We start from the raw sequence: 18,045 nt of genomic DNA on the forward strand, positions 1-18,045 counted from the left end.
AGAATTTAATTGAATATGTTTTCTATTACCCGTTTCAAGCTTTTCCCCATACCTTTTACTGCCCATACTAGTTTAAGGAACACTTTAAAGATAGCATCCCATACGTGTTCATTAATAAAAAATTCGTATACTTTCTTTAACCACTCTTTCGGGGATTTACTCTTACGTTTAAACCTTTGCCAATGCGTTTCTTCACTAGTTTTCATAACTACCCCTTCTTTCTTAATCGAATATGCTTTCTATTAGAAGTTTTAACACCTCGCTATAATGATGAAAAGAACGAGGTTTATCATATCTGGCAATTTAATCACTCCTAATTTTAAATTAAATTCATTATATAACGATTTCTAAATTTTTAGTTAATTACTAGTGAGAATTAAGCAAAATTTAAACAAAAACACCTATATTAGGCTTTAGTTACAGGTTTCCCCCCTATAAAATCAACTATTTGCGCCACCAACTATGGGGTACGCGAATTACTTTGATATTATCTTTGAACGAACAAAATAACTCCTTTCGAAAAACAAATGAACTGATATTAATCAACTTCCAATATCGAGAATTATGTAAATAAGCTGCCCATATGGACAGCTTATTGTATTTTTTGCTTAACATATTTTTTCTGAAATGCTGGCGGTACTCAATTTAAAAGTTGATATGCCCCCATTCTAGTGGCAAGATATGTTTTATTAGTTCTTCGTTACACCCATGCGTACTTCTTAACTATTTTATTTCATTTTTAATAAAGTGAAACTTTAATCAGTGGGGGTTTTCTTCACCCCCCACTGATTATCAGCCCTCACCAATCGGACTTTAATGACTTAACATTATGCTTATCTTAGGAGCGAAGTATTTTATCGGTGAGTGTATACAAACCATGTAATGCTTGCTGTTAATAATGCTGACGAAATCAAAGCTGTAAGAACACTATATGTTTGCCAAATAAGCATTGTTGACCAATCGAAAGCACAGCACAGTATACTCAGGGCAATCGTAGCGGTCAGGAAAATAACTGTTACGGTTATTCTCTTTTTTGTCATTGGCTGCCGCTCATTCGTTCTCCTTCTGCGTAATCCTAAGAGAAATAGCAAAACGGCCAATAGGCAAAGAATAATTGTGATAGACGACAAAATGATATCCAAAAGCTGTGTGCCACTTATTTCATATGACTGAGTTAGATTGCCTTCTAATATATCTTTAACTTTTAGTACCATGTTTGTATTGGTATTTGCGCCGTTGCTCAGCAAGGAGACGGCTGTTCGTTCATTTGGCAGTATGACTACTTCGGTTCTGAAATTTGGATTGCCCCCAGTGTGTTCTATAATCGTTTGTTCGGCGTTTACGGACCAGCCTGCCGCATAATACATACCGTTGACAGCCGAAACAGACATATCACCCCTATGTGATTTTTCGATAACCGTGTGAAATATTTCGGGTATGTCCTGCACGATACCCATCTGTATGCCCATCCAACGCGCCATATCTTTTGTATTAGAAATGATGTAGCCTGCGGGTTTATTCCCAGCATAATCCGGAGCTTTAGATGGAGTTGTCATAAAAAAGGAAGAACGGTAGCCCTGTGCCAACTGTCCAGTGGCTTGAGCATCTTCTTTATAAGCATACGTCTGGTGAAGACCTAACGGCTGAAATACCTGTTCCTTCATAAAGTCTTCATAGCTTTGTCGCGACACAATCTCAATAACCAAACCCAATACGTCATAATTAACGGTTCCATAGTTATACTGTTCACCGGGAGGGAACGCCAATTCAGCATCCACGAGCATTTCCACAGTCTTTTGCAACATATCCGGTGTATTGCCTTGTGGAATATTTTGAGTATGCCTAATATTTGTTAGACCACTGGTATGGTGAAGAAAGTTATTTAGTGTAAGACTTTGCATATCAACAGGTTTCCCTTGATACTTTAACGTAAACCAAGGTAAATATTTTTGGATAGGGTCAGTCATTGAGAGCAGCCCTTGCTCTTCCAATAGCATAATACCCATACCGGTAAAGGCTTTACTGACCGAGGCTAACTCATAGAGTGTATTTTCACTTGCAGACAACCCCTTTTCACGGTCTGCATACCCTGAAGAAAAGTAGAACACTTCATCATCAGCAAGTATTGAGATTGACATTCCCGGCACACCTGATATACGACAGGCATCATCTAGCAACGCTTGTATTGCCGCAGATTGCGAATCTGACAACGCATAACTTTGTGTTGCAAATCCTGAGAATAATATAAATATCGTTAATACAAAAACAATAATCTTTTTCATAAACTCTCCTTTTTGGAAAATTATAAGGGAATAATATAAATAACCTCCTTTTACAACTACGAAACTAAATTTTAATTTATCTTTCTATTCACCTGTATAATATCAAATAATTGCGAATAGTTACACTCGAACGAACAGATGGATGTAATTTGAAACAACTTTAAAGAGCCTTGCTACGTAGAATGTAGTAAGGCTCTTAGCTTTTTAATAATCAAAATTCAATAACTTTATTATCATTATACAACAGCCCCACTAAGCTTATTACCACTTAATGAGGCCATTCAATTCACACTATTAATTATGGAAAGACGGTTTATAGAACGAACGATTATCAAGTGCAAAGACACGCTCAGTGTATTCGCCTGGTTTTGTGCGTCCTAATGCACGGTCCATCATGTTCATTTTTGCATCTAAGTTATCGATGTAGTGCAGAATTTCCGCTTCTTTTACTAATGGTGGTTTTGGGCTACCCCATTCTGCTTTTCCGTGGTGAGAAAGCACGATGTGTTGAAGAATTAATACTTCTTCTGCATCGATTTGCAGCTCATCTGCTGCTTTCCCAATTTCGTTCACCATAATCGAAATGTGACCTAGTAAATTTCCTTCTAACGTATACGTTGTAGAAATTGGGCCAGATAGTTCGATTACTTTACCAAGGTCGTGTAAAATAACGCCTGCATACAGTAAGTCTTTATCTAACGATGGGTATAGATTTGAAATAGCTTTTGCTAAATCAAGCATCGATACGACGTGATACGCTAATCCAGATACGAATTCGTGATGATTCTTTGTCGCTGCTGGATAGTCTAAAAATTCGTTTTGATGCTTATTTAATAAATGTCTTGTTAGACGTTGAATGTTTGGGTTTCTCATTTCAAATATGTATTGCGTAATTTTCTCAACCATATCTTCTTTTTTCACTGGTGCTTTTTCTACGAAGTCCGAGATATCCGTAACTTCATTTTCATTCGCAACTCGGATTTGTTTCACACGTAATTGAATACGGCCTTTGTAGTTTAAAATATCACCAGCTACTTTAACGATTGTTTCCGCTACATATTGTTTCTCAACTTCTGGTGATACGTCCCATAACTTCGCTTCAATATCTCCACTTGGATCTTGTAAGATTACTGTTAAAAATGGCTTTCCATTGCTTGCGATACCTTTTGTCGCTGTTTTAATTAACAAGAAAATATCGACTTGTTCACCAACTTCATACTCTGCAATTTTCTTTTTCATTCGAATTCCTCCACCAAATCAGTTACTTTTAGTATAGCACACTACAACTCATTTTCTTTACGCTTATGCGTTAATTTTATAATCTGTTTTTCTGTAAAATACGTTAATAAATGCGCATGACATGTAAAGAAGATGACTTGTCTATCTTGTGTGACTTCCTTTATGAGTTCAATTGTGCGATTTGTCCTTACCTCGTCAAAATGTACGAAACTATCATCAATAATAAATGGATAATCATGCTCAAATGTTTTTGCTAATGCAAATCTCAGCGATAAATATAACTGCTCCGCTGTCGCTTGGCTTAGTTCATGACTATAAAAACGCATACCATCATTACGCTCCACAATAAACGGCTCCGCCTCTGATGGAGAAAATATTTTACTATATCGTCCGCCTGTTAAATAGACGAAATACTCTTCTGATTTTTGTAAAATACGAGGAAGATGTACTTCATGATAATATTGCTTCGTTTTCGTTAACACTGTCTTTGCGGCCGCATACGCAGCCCACTTCTTCACTTGTTCACGCACTTGTGCTTTTTTCATTTCCCATTCGTGTAGTAAATCGCCGTACGTACTTCCTTCTTCTAAATTCGCAATTTCCATACGATGTTTCGCAATGCGCTCTGTCAGTTCTTTTTCCTTTGTAAGACAGTTTTGCATGAATGTCAGTTCTTGCTTTAATTTTTCATCATACCCGTCAGCCTCATAATGTTCAGCTAATGATAAGCTCGTTAAACGCTGTTCTAATAGATCAATTTGCGGTAACAAACGCCCTACTTGTTTCTCCGCATCTTCACGTTTTTCCGCCAGTTTACCTGCTTCTAAAAACATCTCTTCATCTGTAGAATGTGCGATATGCCATAAGCTATCTCGTTCTACTAACAGTTGTTTCAATTGCTCTTGCATGAACCCATATTCTTCTTGCCATTCAGCTAGCTTCTCTTTTAGCTGCTTACAAGTTTGGCGCTTTTCTTTCTCATTTTGCATACGACTTTGTGCCTCGTGCAGCTTACTATACTCTGCACTACCGATAACAGTTTCTAGTTTATGTTCAAAATGCGAAATCATTTCATACAATGAAGATTTGCGCTCACTTTTCTTCTCTACATCACGATATAATTGCTGCATTTTTTCCATACGCTCAAACGCCGGCAATATGTGCGCATACGTATAAAATTCAGGGAACGTATAGCGCATTTTATACACATTTACTTGTTCGCTAATGCGGAACGTTTCTCTCTCCCATTCCTCATACGATGAAACGACTTTATCATACGCTCGCTCCATTTGCTGCAACTTATACGACTCGCGCTCAAATAGCTTCCGAATCTCTTCATCTTTTTCTAACTCATAGCGCACAGACATCGCTTCTTCACTTTGCCTCCCGCCAGCACTTTGCTGAAGAGTAAGAAGCTCTTCTTGTAATCCACTTGACGGATCTTTATATAAAACAAGTGCAAGAACAATCCCTACAAAAATAATGACACTAATAAATAAAAGCAGGCGGTTATCTATAAATAAGCTTGTAAATAAAACGACTGTGTTAATAAGAAGTAACAGAAGACAAACTCTTTGCCACTGCTTTTTCTTTTGCACTGCTGCTCCTGCTTTTTCCTCATACTTGCGCTTCATTCTCTCTGCGCCCATACCGATAAACGCCGCATCTTGGAACGACTTCTCTTTCTCAGCTAACGCATTTCGCTCTTCATCCGCTAACATTTGTTGCTTAATCTGTCTTATATTTTCTTCTTGTTCCTCTAATTGCTCCTGCGCTACTTTAAAACGATCATCGAGCTGTGCTTTTTGCGTTTCTAATTCACGCGCCTTTTGCACCGTTTGCGTCATTAACTCTTTCGTTGCCAAACTCATATCAAACGAAAGGACCGTTTCTTTTTCAAAAGTAGCACCGATTTGTTGCTCTAGTTCTACCAGCTCTTCTTTTATATTCGTAATTGTTCCTGTCAGATCACACATTTCTTGGCGTGCATTTTCGTAAGACATATGCTGCATACGAAGTTCTTCTACATAACTTTCTTTTTGCAAAAACGCTTCATCTATTTGAATCGATTCCATTTCCGATTGCACATTCTCAATCTTTTTATGAAGTGAGTCCACTTGTAATTGAAGCGGCTCCATCTTCGCCTTAATCGCTTCATAGCGCGCCATTCCGTTTACAGGAAATTGTCCGTTCTCGTTTTGTAACACTTTCTCGTGCGCACGCTTTTCAATAACGAGAGGCTCTAGCGCTGCTAATATTTCATAATCTTGCTTTCGCTTTTCTGCATTCTCTTTTTCCACGCGAACAGAAGCAAGTTTCTCTTCACTTTCTTTTAACTGCTCCACTTGCTTTTCATACGTGCCAATTTTCCCTTGCCACTCTTTCATCTTCTCTTCCAGCTTCTTCATCTCTTGCAGTGACACGTTAATTTCTGGTTTACGCCCGCTCGGTTTAAAGCGCTGATCCATTTCTTTTTCTAGCTTTTTATCTAGCTGCAATAACGCATCGCTTCCGACTGCGCTTGCTGAAAATAAATAATTGCCGATATCCGCTTCGCCAAGCTGATGAATGTTTTGAAGACCGTGCATATCAAATGAAAAGACAGATTCAAATAAACTTTCATTCATCCCGCTTAATATATCGTGTAAAATTTCCTCGCCGCCCGTTTTCCCGTCTTCAAAATAAACGGTTACCTCACCAGCTGCCGTCTTTGGCAACCGTTCAATTTTCAAACGGCCGTACTTCTCTGTTTCCACAGTCATTGCACCGCCATACTTGCCGCCTTCTTTCGGCTCATAACGGCGCTGACCTCTCGTCGGAAAACCGAACAAAATACTTTTCATAAATGAGCGAATTGTCGATTTCCCCGCTTCATTTTCACCGTATAAAACGTTCAGCATTGACAGATCCATTTCCATATTTTCTAATTTTCCATACCCATAAATATGGAGCTTTTCAATTCTCATTTCTTATCCCTCTCTTGCTGGAATAATTGTTCTAAAATAATGTTTTCCGCTTCCTTTTGAATCTCTTTCTTCTCTTCTTCTGTAAAAGATTCAATACTATTGCGTGCTACAGGAGATGTCCAGATACTGCGCAATACGCCGTCCATATTGGTGAAAGCTTCTAACTCTTTTAGCACACTACCGACGAAATGATTTTCTTCTTTCAAACGTTCGATTTCTGCAAAAGAAACCGTCTCATTCTTCCACTTCATCGCATATACGAAATCGTTTCGCTCTTCGCCCGCTGCTAAAATATGAAAAATCTCTTCCACACGTTTTTCATCACGTAAATAAGGAGAAAGTGGCCCCTGACCTGTAAATATGACAGTTAAAAGCGTCCCTTCCTCTTCTCTTCGGCATTCATTCATCGCACTCGATACACCCGTCATAAGTTCATCGACAGTTTCAAGTCCATCGATACTCACTTCTATCTCATCCCACACAACATCCGCCGTATGGAAAAAGGAACAGTGCGATCCTTGTTTCGTAAGTTCAATCAAGTATGCACCCTTCTCACCCGTTTCCTTACGATGACGTCCTTGTATATTACCTGGATAAATCATGTATGGCTCTTCTGATAAAATTTCACGTTTATGTATATGGCCAAGAGCCCAATAATCAAACTGCTTTTCTTTCAGCTCACGAATTTGAAACGGTGCATAGCGATTATGCTCTGCATCCCCTTCCACACTTCCGTGAAGCATGCCAATATGAAAAGGTGCATCACTCATTTTCGTATACTGCGCTGTCATATTATCCGTTACCGCTTGCTGCAAATAACTAAAACCGTAAATAGAAGCTAATCGCTCACCATTTTTATAAAATGATTTCTCTTCTACATAAGGCTCCGTAAACACGTGAACATTTTCCGGAAACTCAATTGCTGCCCAGCTTCCGCCTAAATGATCGTGGTTACCGTGAATAATAAAAACAGGGATATCGTACTGCGAAAGTCTCTTCATTTGCTCGCGCACAAACACTTGCGCTCTCAAACTTCTCGTCTCCGCATCATACAAATCCCCGGCTAGCAATACGAAATCAACGCGCTCTTGAATCGCTTTATCAACAATACGCTCGAACGATTCAAACGTACTCTGCTTCATTCTCTCCCAAACAGACTGCGGTACATTCATCTCCATCCCTTTAAACGGACTATCCAAATGCAAATCAGCTGCATGTATAAACTTCACTTGTTTCACAAATAACGATCCTTTCTATGTTTCAAAAGTTTCACCTTATTGTAACACGCAATGTCATATATTTCTTTGCATATTCTAGCGATTTATGCCAAAATAGTTATAAGATTCTGATTTCTATTATTGGAGGGAATTTTCATGGGAGTATACGTTCTAACAGTCTTTGAAAAAGATGGTTCTAAAGCATTAGACGAATCATTCGAGGCGGCAACTGAAAAAGAAGCGAAAGCAAAAGGTGAATCTATTTTAAAAGAAAAAGGATTGTATGAAAAAACACATCGCTGCACATCTTCTGCAGGTAAGCTCGTTTTATTCCAGCGCTAAAAAAAGAAGCGTCATCCGCTTCTTTTTCACTCTACTATATCTTCGTCACACCACGTAAACACCACATCTAGAATGCGATTACCGATACGTACGCGCTTATTCCATTTTCCTGTTTGGATCTGATGTTGCAATTCTGCTTTCATCTTTTCCGTCCAGTCGTGAATCGTTTCACTACCGTCGTACGGATATACGCTTGGAAACTCCTTCTGCAGTAGATGCAAGCTCTCTACATCAAAATGAAAATGATAAAAGTAGTTTGCTGTAAGCGATGGTTCTTGCAATCGTAAAAAATGATCATCAATTTGCTTTCTATTTCTGTAGAAAGTAAAGATATTCACTTTACCGCTCGTAATTTGGTCAATTTGAATTTCGTGCTTCTCTATAATCACGTCTTGCCCACCTCGTTATATACTACCTTTAGTATATATGTCTTTTGCAACAAAGTTAACCATTTTCGCGCGAAATTCATTTCCTTCATTATATTACCTGTACCTCCATATGCAATCAGAACAAATAAAAACAAAATTGAAGGGGAGCGATCACATGTATTTCGGAAGCAAAGGTTGGTATGTAAAAGAACTTAAAAAATTAGGTATCCGTACTTATGAAGGTAAAAAACTAGAATCGTATCGTACGCATGTGTTATCTAGTTTACTTGAGAGAATGAAGAGAGCTTCGGCTTAATAAAAAATAGAAGAAGCTACTTTTAAAGTAGCTTCTTGCTTTTTAAAACTTCAATTACAATTTTTAATTATTTCTTGTTTTTTTCTTTTATCTTTTCAACTTCACTTTTTATATCCTCAGATACAGCCACATCTATATTGCCTTTATACTTCTTATATTCCTGGAATAACATATTTGCATTTTGGTTAAATGTCATTCTTCATGTTTACTCCCTTTTTTAAATTCCTATTCCCTATATATTTAACGAAGCAAGCAACCAAGCTGAAAATGCTATAATAAATCCAACTACACTAAGGGGGAAAATTACTTTGCACGGAAAACACATTCAATTTCACAAGTTTGGCAATCCAAAAGATGTACTACAAGTTGAATATAAAAATATAGAACCATTAAAAGAGAATGAAGTTTTAGTCCGCATGTTAGTTAGACCGATTAATCCATCTGACTTAATTCCAATAACGGGAGCGTACGCACATAGAATCCCTTTACCTAACATACCTGGCTATGAAGGTGTTGGTATTGTAGAAGATGTTGGCGCGGGCGTTACGAGAGACCTTATCAGTAAACGTGTTTTACCGTTACGTGGAGAAGGTACTTGGCAAGAATATGTGAAGACGTCAGCTGATTTTGTAGTTCCTATTCCTGATTCTATCGATGACTTTACAGCTGCACAAATGTATATTAATCCTCTTACGGCGTGGGTTACTTGTACAGAAACGTTAAACTTACAGAGTAATGACGTTTTATTAGTGAATGCTTGTGGGTCCGCTATTGGGCATCTATTTGCGCAGTTATCCCAAATTTTAAATTTCCGATTCATTGCCGTTACAAGAAATAATAAGCATACAGAAGAGTTACTTCACCTTGGTGCTGCATATGTAATTGATACTTCTACTGCCCCGCTTTATGAAACCGTTATGGAATTAACGAACGGGCTCGGTGCGGATGCTGCGATTGACTCTATCGGAGGGCCAGATGGAAATGAATTAGCTTTCTCCTTACGTCCAAACGGGCACTTTTTAACGATCGGTCTTCTATCAGGAATACAAGTGAACTGGGCAGAGATTGTCACGAAAGCAAAAGTGCACGCGAACATATTTCATTTACGACATTGGAATAATGAAGTGCCACCATATAAATGGCAAGAAACGTTTCGTCACTTAATTCGCTTAGTGGAAAATGAGCAATTACGTTTTATGAAAGTCCATTCTACATATGACTTAGCGGATGTGAAAGCGGCAGTTGATGTCGTGCAATCTGCTGAGAAAACGAAAGGAAAAGTGTTTTTGACGAGTTATTAAATGCAAAGGAAGAAGTCTTTTTGATTGACCTTTTAAATAGACTAGATAATACATTTAGGAACGAAAATTTGTAAGTATCTGGTATAATTCTATTAAAAGGTGAAAGGAGCTTCTAACATGTGGCTAATTTCGGCAATTTGGCCTGTTATACTAGTCGGGGGAATTGTAGTATTTGTAATAAAAAGATTGGAACATAAATATAAGCACGGCAAATTGGAGAAGAAAAAATCAAATGAGGCTCAAATTTTATTAGACAGTTTCATACCGATAGGAATGCTTATTGGCTGTATAATCGGTTTGATTTTCGGCATGTTTTTCCCGGATTATTCACTTCTTGCAGTGAGTTTAGGATCCGGAATCGGCTATTTATTGGGGTTTTTCGCCTATGAAATTTATAGCAAAACAGGAAACAACTTCTCATAATCAAAAAAGAATAAACGGGACAGTACATAGTGGTCATCAAAATATGTACTGCCCTTTATTTTTGCATCAATGTTATCACCGTACGTTCCACATCCTATACACCTTTTTGATTGATTTTCCTCTCCTCCCTCTTTTGTATATTCGCTTTTTTGTTTTCATTAGATCTATACCCATAGTAAAGTAGAGCGCATGTAATAACTGAGCCTACAATGTATCCTAAAAAGCACCCTAACCAAAACATAATGTAATCGCCTCCAATCCTTTATAAATTTTATGTACTATCACTCTTTACATGCTCAATCGTTTATTTCTATCAACTATACACTCTCTAAGGCTATTCATACCATTATTTCTCTTCTTACCTCAAATGACAATTTTATTATTTGTTATAAAGTTAATGTTTTTCCATATTATTACTTTTACTTTAAAAATAATATACTACATTTGAAATAAGCAGGCTAGTACATTGGCTCTTCTCCCTCTTACCTTTAATTATGAACAAAAAAATCCCCTCAAAGTATAAACTCCAAGGGGTGAGCCTGTTTTTTATTTACTTATATACGTACAGCTGTACCACTTACAGCAACCATTAACATTCCGTCACGAACAACCTCATAATCTACGTCAACACCAACGATAGCGTTCGCACCTTTTTGTTTTGCAAGTTCTTTCATTTCATCCATTGCGATATCACGAGCTTCTTTTAGTTTGCTTTCGTAAGAACCAGCACGACCACCGACAACATCACGAACAGAAGCGAATAAATCGCGGACAATATTTGCACCCATAATAGCTTCACCATTTACAATATCGATATACTCAATAATTTCTTTACCTTGAATTCCAGACGTTGTTGTTACAATCATGACTGACACGCTCCTAATAAGTTGTAGTTTGAATAAGCTTTCTTATGTCTTTATTATGACATGGAACAAGCAACGAATCTATTGAATTACCTTACAGGAATGTGACAGTTTTGTAAGAATAAAGTGCCTATTCCATTTAATAAAACGCTTTCACATTCGGATACATAAAAGATTCTCTATTTTCTTTCCAGTCCTTTTCTACTTCTTTAAAAGTTGGTCGTCCTAATTCTTCCTTGTTTCCCTGTTTATGAAACCATTTCTTTACATACTTCTCTCCATTTTTATTTTGCACTGTACAAAGGAAGCTATTACTACTATCCTTTAATATTTTTACAATCACGAAAAGACACCTCTTCCTTTCTCAATATCATAATAGGACTTGATCTTTTACTATAAGCCCTTCCTCTCTTATAGTCATACGACTCCTCGGTCGCGCCAAAGTTGTAAGATCAAAAAACGATATTCATTATGTTTAAATATGTGACGTATATATTATTTAAAGAAATCAGAGTTATACGCATTGTGCTTATCAAATATTTCATAGATTTCTAACTTATCATCTAATTTTGCATCTACTAAAATTAATATATTTCCATTGTAAATGTATTCTTCATATTTCTTAGCGTGCTCTTCTGGAATGCCTAATCCGATAAATGCTCCTATTAAACTTCCAGCTCCTCCGCCAATACCGGCTCCCCCAATAGCTGCCGCGATAGGTCCCGCTGCTACAATTGGGCCCAGTCCAGATACGGCAAGTACACCAAGACCTGTTAATAAACCACCGAGTCCGCCTGCTACTCCTCCAGCTACAAGCCCTGTCGCTGAAAAAATATCCCCTTTATGTGCAGTTTCATGATTCACTTTTTCACCCGATTTTTCTTCCAGGTGTTCAATTTCCTCTCGATCCTTTGCAATAGCTGAAATGTTATTAGCCGCATATCCTTTATCTTTTAATTCATTAATAACGAGTGCTGCATCATCAATTGTTCTAAAAACACCTACTATTTTTCTATCTACATTCATAACTAGTAACCTCCTAAAGTTTTTTATCATTTATCTTTATTACTCTTCGTTTTTATATACACTAATTTTTTTATTCACATAACCATTTACGAAAAATGCTAATAATAGAAGAACTACAAGAGAACTACTTAACAAGTAAATAAAATCAAATGTAATATCCGTTATCATTTTATCCATATGTAACAGTCTCCTTTTTATTTAAAGTAAAAGTATAGAACCTTACAATTCATTTTCGGTCAATCTCTTTATGGTATATGTATACCCTTCCCAACCCTTTCTAAACGTAAAAAACTATAATTATATTTTTTTAATTTTATATGTTTAACATTTTTTAAAACGGGTACGTTTATATTGTTATACTTACTATACAGAAAGGGATATTACGATGAATGCCATTCAATCTACTACTATTCTTTATAATGAAACACCTACAATAACGCAGATTCATCACTTTTATGCTTTAATGACAACATTTCAAACGAATGTATTTATAAGTAAACACGGAACACTTACTTCTATTAAAAACTTAAGCACATTAGTATCTTTTTTCCTTACTGTCAAAAAGAGAGAACTTGTATTATTTATCTTTGAAGGAATAGATGCAAAAAAAGCTTTAAGAACACTTTTTCCTTCTTAAAAGTTTTATAATCCCCCTATTCCCTCGATTGTTACTTTTCATATATAGTTTTATATTTCAAAATGATTTCCTCTGTGAAAAACGAACCCCCTAATACAATAGGGGGATTTCTAGTTTGGCCTTACGAAAACTGATATAATATATATTACGTTTTCATTCTTTACGATTGAAAACTTTTAATAATCTTGAAGGTAGGAATTTTTGATGAAATCGAAAGCAAAATTTAGTATTCGTTACAAAATTATGGCTGGTTATTTAGTTATCATTTTGTTCTTACTTATTTCTTTCATTATGCTAAACAATGAGATTTCCAGTTTACAAAAATCTCGTAACTTTATTATTGAGCACGATTTTAAAGTTCTTAATTTAACGAATCAAGTGGAGAAAGATTTACTAACAATTGAAAATAAAACGAAAGGATTTATCACTTCTAATGATGTAAATTACGTTCAATCCCTTAACGCTGCAGAAAAGGATTACGAAAAACATTATCAAAGTCTTTTAGCTCTATTAGAGGATAACCCCTCTCAGCAAGAAAAGTTAAAACAGATTAATGAAAACATTACTAGTTGGATTAATAAAGAGATTCACCCATTCATTACAAATCACAATAGTAATAACGTACAATCAATCGACACGACTCAAATTCAATCACTACAATCGCAGCTAACTAACTTCCGTAGTGTAGAGGAACAACTAACGAAAAAAAGAGCTGCACAATTAGATACGGAAAATAATAAATTAGAGATTTGGTTATACAGCTTATTGTTCTTACTTTCTTGTATTTCCATTATCATTTCACTCTATATTTCGAATTCCATTACAAAAACGATTAAAAATGTAATTCAAGCTATTAAATCCATTTCTTCTAAAGAAAAAATTACGGAAAGAATTCATGTGAACAGCCATGATGAAATAAAAGATTTGGCTCATACAACGAACCATTTACTAGACGAAATATCGAAAAGAGAGTGGTTGCAAACTGAGCTTGCAGAATTAATTTTAATGTATCAAGGTGTATCTTCTATTGAGATGTTAGGTAGCAAAATTCTTAGTGGCGTTATACAAAAAACGCAAACGTCTTGCGGTGCATTTTATGTTCGTGAAGAAATTGAAGACACTGTCTACTATGTGAAGAAAGCTTCTTTCGCAGATCAAGGTGCTGATATTGGGAAACAATCCATTAAAATGGGTGAAGGTTTCATTGGACAGTCTGCTTTAGAAAAGAAAAGTTTTATTCTCAGGGACATACCTGAAGAATTCCGTTACGTTACTACTGGATTATTAGAAATACGCCCTAAAAACCTACTAGTTATCCCTATCTTATTTGAGGATGAAGTAATCGCAGTAATGGAGTTAGTAAGTGTAACTGAGATTTCAGACTTACATCAAGATTTAATTCAACAAACCGTTGATAATCTAGGTTTAACAATCCATAGCATTATGGGACGTATGCGAATTCAAACTCTTTTACATGAATCCCAAGCAATGACAGAAGAGCTGCAAGTTCAATCAGAAGAATTACAAACGCAAGCTGAAGAACTACAAATGCAAGCCGAAGAATTACGAACAACGAATGAACAACTAGAGTCTAGAACGGAAGAGGCGGAGCAAAAGACAGCTGACTTACAAATTACTAAATCAGAATTAGAAGAAAAAGCAAGTGAGTTATTACGTAGCTCAAAATATAAATCAGAATTTCTAGCAAATATGTCACATGAATTACGCACACCGTTAAATAGTATTTTACTATTATCTGAAATGTTAAAAGAAAATCATGATAATCATTTATCCGACGATGAAATTGAATTAGCAACTGTCATTCATTCATCAGGGAAAGATTTACTTACTTTAATTAATGACATACTTGATTTATCAAAAGTAGAAGCTGGGAAACTAGATGTGATTTTTGAAGCAACGAATATAAGTGACATGGCAGCAAGTATGCATCAAAACTTTTTACATATAGCTGCACAAAAAAATGTCGAATTTACTGTTGAAGACAGTGATACGATTCCTGATCTATTTTATACAGATGCAAAACGGATTGAACAAATTATTAAAAATTTATTATCCAATGCATTTAAATTCACGGAAACAGGATCCGTTTCTTTACATTTCGATTCAATAGCAACAACTAATTTAAGTCCTGATATGCAGTCTATCAGTAATGATTGGATGAAAATTTCGGTAAAAGATACTGGTATTGGTATTGCTAAAGAACAGCATCAACTTATTTTCGAAGCCTTTCAACAGGCAGATGGTGCAACGATTCGAAAATACGGTGGTACAGGCTTAGGTTTATCTATTTGCAAAGAGTTTGCTAGATTGTTAGGTGGTTGGATTACGTTAGAGAGTCATGTAGGAGAAGGCAGTACTTTCACCGTATATATCCCTAACCTTCCAAATGGATTAACTGATGTACAAGTATCTAATTTAGAAGTTGCAGCAACGATAGAAGATGTTATTCCTGCTGAAGTTGTGGAGGAAACTATCGTGACGCCAGAAACAAGTAACGTCTTCCAAGAGAAAAACATTTTAATTGTCGATGATGATCACCGAAATATATTTGCATTACAAAATGCATTAAAAAAACAACATGCCAACATTATTACTGCACAGAACGGCATAGAGTGTTTAGACATACTAAAAAACAATACAAATATTGACCTTATTTTAATGGATATTATGATGCCGAATATGGATGGTTATGAAACGATGGAACATATTCGAATGAACTTAGGGTTACATGAAATACCTATTATCGCATTAACTGCGAAAGCAATGCCAAATGATAAAGAGAAATGTTTATCTGCTGGTGCTTCAGATTATATAAGTAAACCATTAAATTTACATCAACTCTATTCGGTAATGAGTGTATGGTTAATAAAATAAGTGAGGTTTAGTTTAAGTGGAAAATAAGTATTATAATTTTGATCCATCTGTAGATATGGATAAGCGTACGAACTTAGAAATTGAATTACTATTGGAAGCGGTATTTAAACTATCTGGCTTCGATTTTCGCCAATATGCTCGCACATCTATTTTTAGAAGAATTTGTAATCGAATGCAGATCTCTAATATCCCAACCATTTCAAAGTTAATTGAAAAAGTAATTCATGAGGAAGGTTTTTTAGAACAGTTATTAAATGATTTCTCCATTAACGTAACTGAAATGTTTCGTAACCCTAACTTTTTTAAAGCGCTAAGAGAGCATATCATTCCTGAATTAAAAAAGTATCCTGAAATTAGAATTTGGCACGCCGGATGCGCAACTGGTGAAGAAGTATTATCCATGTCCATCTTACTTCACGAAGAAGGATTAAGTGAAAAAGCTGTTATTTACGCAACAGATATGAATACAAATGTGTTAGAAAAAGCAAAACAAGGCATCCTTCCGTTAAATAAAATGCAAACTTATACGAAAAATTATTTACAAGCTGGCGGTACACAAGCATTTTCTAACTATTATTCAACAGATAATCGTTTTGCTTATTTTAATCCAGCTCTTTTACAAAACATTATTTTTGCGCAGCATAATTTAGTAACTGATCAATCTTTTAACGAATTTCATATTATACTTTGCCGTAACGTTTTAATTTACTTTACGAGTAAACTTCAAAACCAAGTACAGCAACTATTTTATGAGAGCTTAGGTCACAATGGCTTCCTATGTTTAGGAAATAAAGAAACTCTACGTTTTTCAGATATAATGCCGCATTATATCCAATTTAATCCGAACGAACAAATCTATCAAAAAATACAATAAAAGCGTATGAAATCCTCTATTTGGATTTCATACGCTTTTTATTTCGCATTCGTTTGTATCATAATGAGGCACATATCATCTGATTGTTCTTTCTTCTGTTCTTCCTTATAAAACCCTTCTATCTCTTCTTCTAAATCTCCCCATTTTCTTTCTGTAAAAGCACGTAATTTCTCTTCAGCCTCAAATTCATCATTTGCAATTGCTTCAAGAACACCATCTGTAAACAACATGATTTGAGCGTTCTTCTCAAAAGGTATAACTGTCTTTTCAACTTTTATTTCATCAAAAAATCCTACCGCACAACTCCCGCGATTCAGTTCAACCATATTTGTTTCATCAACTAAAACGTATCCAGAAGGATGTCCTGCATTTACATATTCAATCGTTCTCTTTTCTGTATCCACTACTAAGTATATCGTTGTAAAATAATATGGAATATTGTCATTCTCATTATGTAAAAGAGTCATATATTTATTTAAGTCTTTAATGACGAGTTCTGGATCAATTAAACATTTAATCGTTTCACGTAATACAGACGAAATAAACATACAAACTAATGAAGCAGATATACCATGTCCCATTACGTCCAATAATATAATACCGTAGCGGTTTTCATCGATTTTATACCAATAATACATATCTCCAGCTAGTTTGAATGAAGGTAAATAGCTTGCTTCAATTTTTATATGATCTTCTCTTAATGGGCTACTTAATAAGTTTCTTTGTACTTGTGTAGCTAAATCCAATTCATTACGAAGGTTTTCTTCTTGTTCTTTATGCCAATTTAATTCTGATTTCAAGCGTAATGCTACACGCATACGCGCTAACAATTCAACTTTATTTATCGGTTTCGTAATATAATCCATTGCGCCTATATCAAGCGCTTCAGCTAATTTATTCGCATCTTCTAAAGCTGTTACAAAAATAATAGGAATATCTTTAAACTTCTCCTCTTTTTGTAATCGCCTACAAACTTCAAGTCCATCAATTTCAGGCATCATAATATCTAATAGTATTAAATCAATTTCATTATGCCTGGAAGAATCTTTTCCAAAATGGATGTATTCGAAAAGCTCTTGTGCAGAATTCAGCGATACAAGATCCTGATATCCGGCTTGTTTTAAAATTTTTTCAATTACAAAGATGTTAACCGGATTATCATCGACAATTAAAATGGACACAAGTTATTTCCCCTTTTCTTATTTAAAATGTAAATCGATTATCATTTTCTATTTTTCTAGTATTACATACTCAGTTACAAAATGAAAATTTCCTACTCAAACATATTTATACAGC

Annotated in this window: 18 protein-coding genes and 1 pseudogene; 7 read left to right on the forward strand and 12 right to left on the reverse strand. The window is 35.6% G+C overall.

The window, feature by feature from the left end:
* Positions 1 to 5 precede the first annotated feature (5 nt).
* The 5 genes from ACZ76X_RS09210 to ACZ76X_RS09230 all read right to left on the reverse strand — a co-directional run bounded on the left by ACZ76X_RS09210 (position 6) and on the right by ACZ76X_RS09230 (position 7,725).
* Positions 6 to 206 carry a hypothetical protein gene (locus ACZ76X_RS09210; protein WP_000858032.1) on the reverse strand — a complete coding sequence of 67 codons (201 nt, stop codon included), beginning with the start codon at positions 204 to 206 and terminating at the stop codon, positions 6 to 8.
* 648 nt (positions 207 to 854) lie between these two features.
* Positions 855 to 2,282: a serine hydrolase domain-containing protein gene (locus ACZ76X_RS09215; RefSeq protein ID WP_479850260.1), complete on the reverse strand. Its 1,428-nt coding sequence runs from the start codon at positions 2,280 to 2,282 to the stop codon at positions 855 to 857.
* Between the two features lie 294 nt (positions 2,283 to 2,576).
* Positions 2,577 to 3,521: a 3'-5' exoribonuclease YhaM gene (gene yhaM / locus ACZ76X_RS09220; RefSeq protein WP_000726638.1), complete on the reverse strand. Its 945-nt coding sequence runs from the start codon at positions 3,519 to 3,521 to the stop codon at positions 2,577 to 2,579.
* 41 nt (positions 3,522 to 3,562) lie between these two features.
* Positions 3,563 to 6,487: an ATP-binding protein gene (locus ACZ76X_RS09225; RefSeq protein WP_479850261.1), complete on the reverse strand. Its 2,925-nt coding sequence runs from the start codon at positions 6,485 to 6,487 to the stop codon at positions 3,563 to 3,565.
* Positions 6,484 to 7,725: a metallophosphoesterase family protein gene (locus ACZ76X_RS09230; protein ID WP_479850262.1), complete on the reverse strand. Its 1,242-nt coding sequence runs from the start codon at positions 7,723 to 7,725 to the stop codon at positions 6,484 to 6,486. Before ACZ76X_RS09230 ends, ACZ76X_RS09225 begins: the two co-directional genes overlap by 4 nt.
* A 135-nt stretch (positions 7,726 to 7,860) precedes the next feature.
* On the opposite strand from ACZ76X_RS09230, the gene ACZ76X_RS09235 reads away from it, so the two are divergent.
* Positions 7,861 to 8,046 carry a YhzD family protein gene (locus ACZ76X_RS09235; RefSeq protein WP_000539547.1) on the forward strand — a complete coding sequence of 62 codons (186 nt, stop codon included), beginning with the start codon at positions 7,861 to 7,863 and terminating at the stop codon, positions 8,044 to 8,046.
* A 26-nt stretch (positions 8,047 to 8,072) separates the two neighbouring features.
* Here ACZ76X_RS09235 and ACZ76X_RS09240 read toward each other — a convergent pair whose 3' ends face one another.
* Entirely contained in the window at positions 8,073 to 8,435 is a 363-nt protein-coding gene (locus ACZ76X_RS09240) for a hypothetical protein (RefSeq protein WP_098671137.1), read from the reverse strand.
* Positions 8,436 to 8,589: 154 nt separating this feature from the next.
* On the opposite strand from ACZ76X_RS09240, the gene ACZ76X_RS09245 reads away from it, so the two are divergent.
* Complete coding sequence (locus ACZ76X_RS09245; RefSeq protein ID WP_000273537.1) at positions 8,590 to 8,730, forward strand: YflJ family protein; 141 nt, start codon at positions 8,590 to 8,592, stop codon at positions 8,728 to 8,730.
* Positions 8,731 to 8,797: 67 nt separating this feature from the next.
* Here the strand turns inward: ACZ76X_RS09245 and ACZ76X_RS09250 are convergent.
* Positions 8,798 to 8,926, reverse strand: a pseudogene (locus ACZ76X_RS09250) (hypothetical protein); the annotation flags it as partial.
* Between the two features lie 112 nt (positions 8,927 to 9,038).
* On the opposite strand from ACZ76X_RS09250, the gene ACZ76X_RS09255 reads away from it, so the two are divergent.
* Positions 9,039 to 10,031 (forward strand): zinc-dependent alcohol dehydrogenase family protein, encoded by a 993-nt coding sequence (locus ACZ76X_RS09255; RefSeq protein WP_479850263.1) that lies wholly within the window; start codon positions 9,039 to 9,041, stop codon positions 10,029 to 10,031.
* Positions 10,032 to 10,148: 117 nt separating this feature from the next.
* Entirely contained in the window at positions 10,149 to 10,454 is a 306-nt protein-coding gene (locus ACZ76X_RS09260; RefSeq protein ID WP_479850264.1) for a hypothetical protein, read from the forward strand.
* A gap of 554 nt (positions 10,455 to 11,008) precedes the next feature.
* Here ACZ76X_RS09260 and ACZ76X_RS09265 read toward each other — a convergent pair.
* The 4 genes from ACZ76X_RS09265 to ACZ76X_RS09280 all read right to left on the reverse strand — a co-directional run bounded on the left by ACZ76X_RS09265 (position 11,009) and on the right by ACZ76X_RS09280 (position 12,520).
* The gene (locus ACZ76X_RS09265; RefSeq protein WP_000637511.1) at positions 11,009 to 11,320 is read right to left on the reverse strand and encodes a YbjQ family protein; all 312 of its coding nucleotides are present in this window, start codon (positions 11,318 to 11,320) and stop codon (positions 11,009 to 11,011) included.
* 136 nt (positions 11,321 to 11,456) lie between these two features.
* Complete coding sequence (locus ACZ76X_RS09270) at positions 11,457 to 11,660, reverse strand: DUF4028 family protein (protein WP_306187110.1); 204 nt, start codon at positions 11,658 to 11,660, stop codon at positions 11,457 to 11,459.
* Positions 11,661 to 11,812: 152 nt separating this feature from the next.
* Positions 11,813 to 12,343 carry a general stress protein gene (locus ACZ76X_RS09275; RefSeq protein WP_479850265.1) on the reverse strand — a complete coding sequence of 177 codons (531 nt, stop codon included), beginning with the start codon at positions 12,341 to 12,343 and terminating at the stop codon, positions 11,813 to 11,815.
* Between the two features lie 39 nt (positions 12,344 to 12,382).
* Positions 12,383 to 12,520, reverse strand: coding sequence for a hypothetical protein (locus ACZ76X_RS09280; RefSeq protein ID WP_000359816.1), 138 nt, complete (start codon positions 12,518 to 12,520; stop codon positions 12,383 to 12,385).
* 208 nt (positions 12,521 to 12,728) lie between these two features.
* Between ACZ76X_RS09280 and ACZ76X_RS09285 the strand changes: the two genes are divergently transcribed.
* The 3 genes from ACZ76X_RS09285 to ACZ76X_RS09295 all read left to right on the forward strand — a co-directional run bounded on the left by ACZ76X_RS09285 (position 12,729) and on the right by ACZ76X_RS09295 (position 16,749).
* A complete protein-coding gene (locus tag ACZ76X_RS09285) occupies positions 12,729 to 12,980 on the forward strand; it encodes a hypothetical protein (RefSeq protein WP_000991708.1) in 252 nt (83 codons plus the stop codon).
* A 204-nt stretch (positions 12,981 to 13,184) separates the two neighbouring features.
* Entirely contained in the window at positions 13,185 to 15,875 is a 2,691-nt protein-coding gene (locus tag ACZ76X_RS09290) for an ATP-binding protein (protein ID WP_479850266.1), read from the forward strand.
* Positions 15,876 to 15,891: 16 nt separating this feature from the next.
* Positions 15,892 to 16,749 (forward strand): CheR family methyltransferase, encoded by an 858-nt coding sequence (locus tag ACZ76X_RS09295; RefSeq protein ID WP_479850267.1) that lies wholly within the window; start codon positions 15,892 to 15,894, stop codon positions 16,747 to 16,749.
* Between the two features lie 38 nt (positions 16,750 to 16,787).
* Here the strand turns inward: ACZ76X_RS09295 and ACZ76X_RS09300 are convergent, their stop codons facing one another.
* The gene (locus ACZ76X_RS09300) at positions 16,788 to 17,930 is read right to left on the reverse strand and encodes a SpoIIE family protein phosphatase (protein WP_479850268.1); all 1,143 of its coding nucleotides are present in this window, start codon (positions 17,928 to 17,930) and stop codon (positions 16,788 to 16,790) included.
* Positions 17,931 to 18,045: the final 115 nt, after the last annotated feature.

It is taken from the genome of Bacillus sp. BC05(2025), from assembly GCF_056725905.1.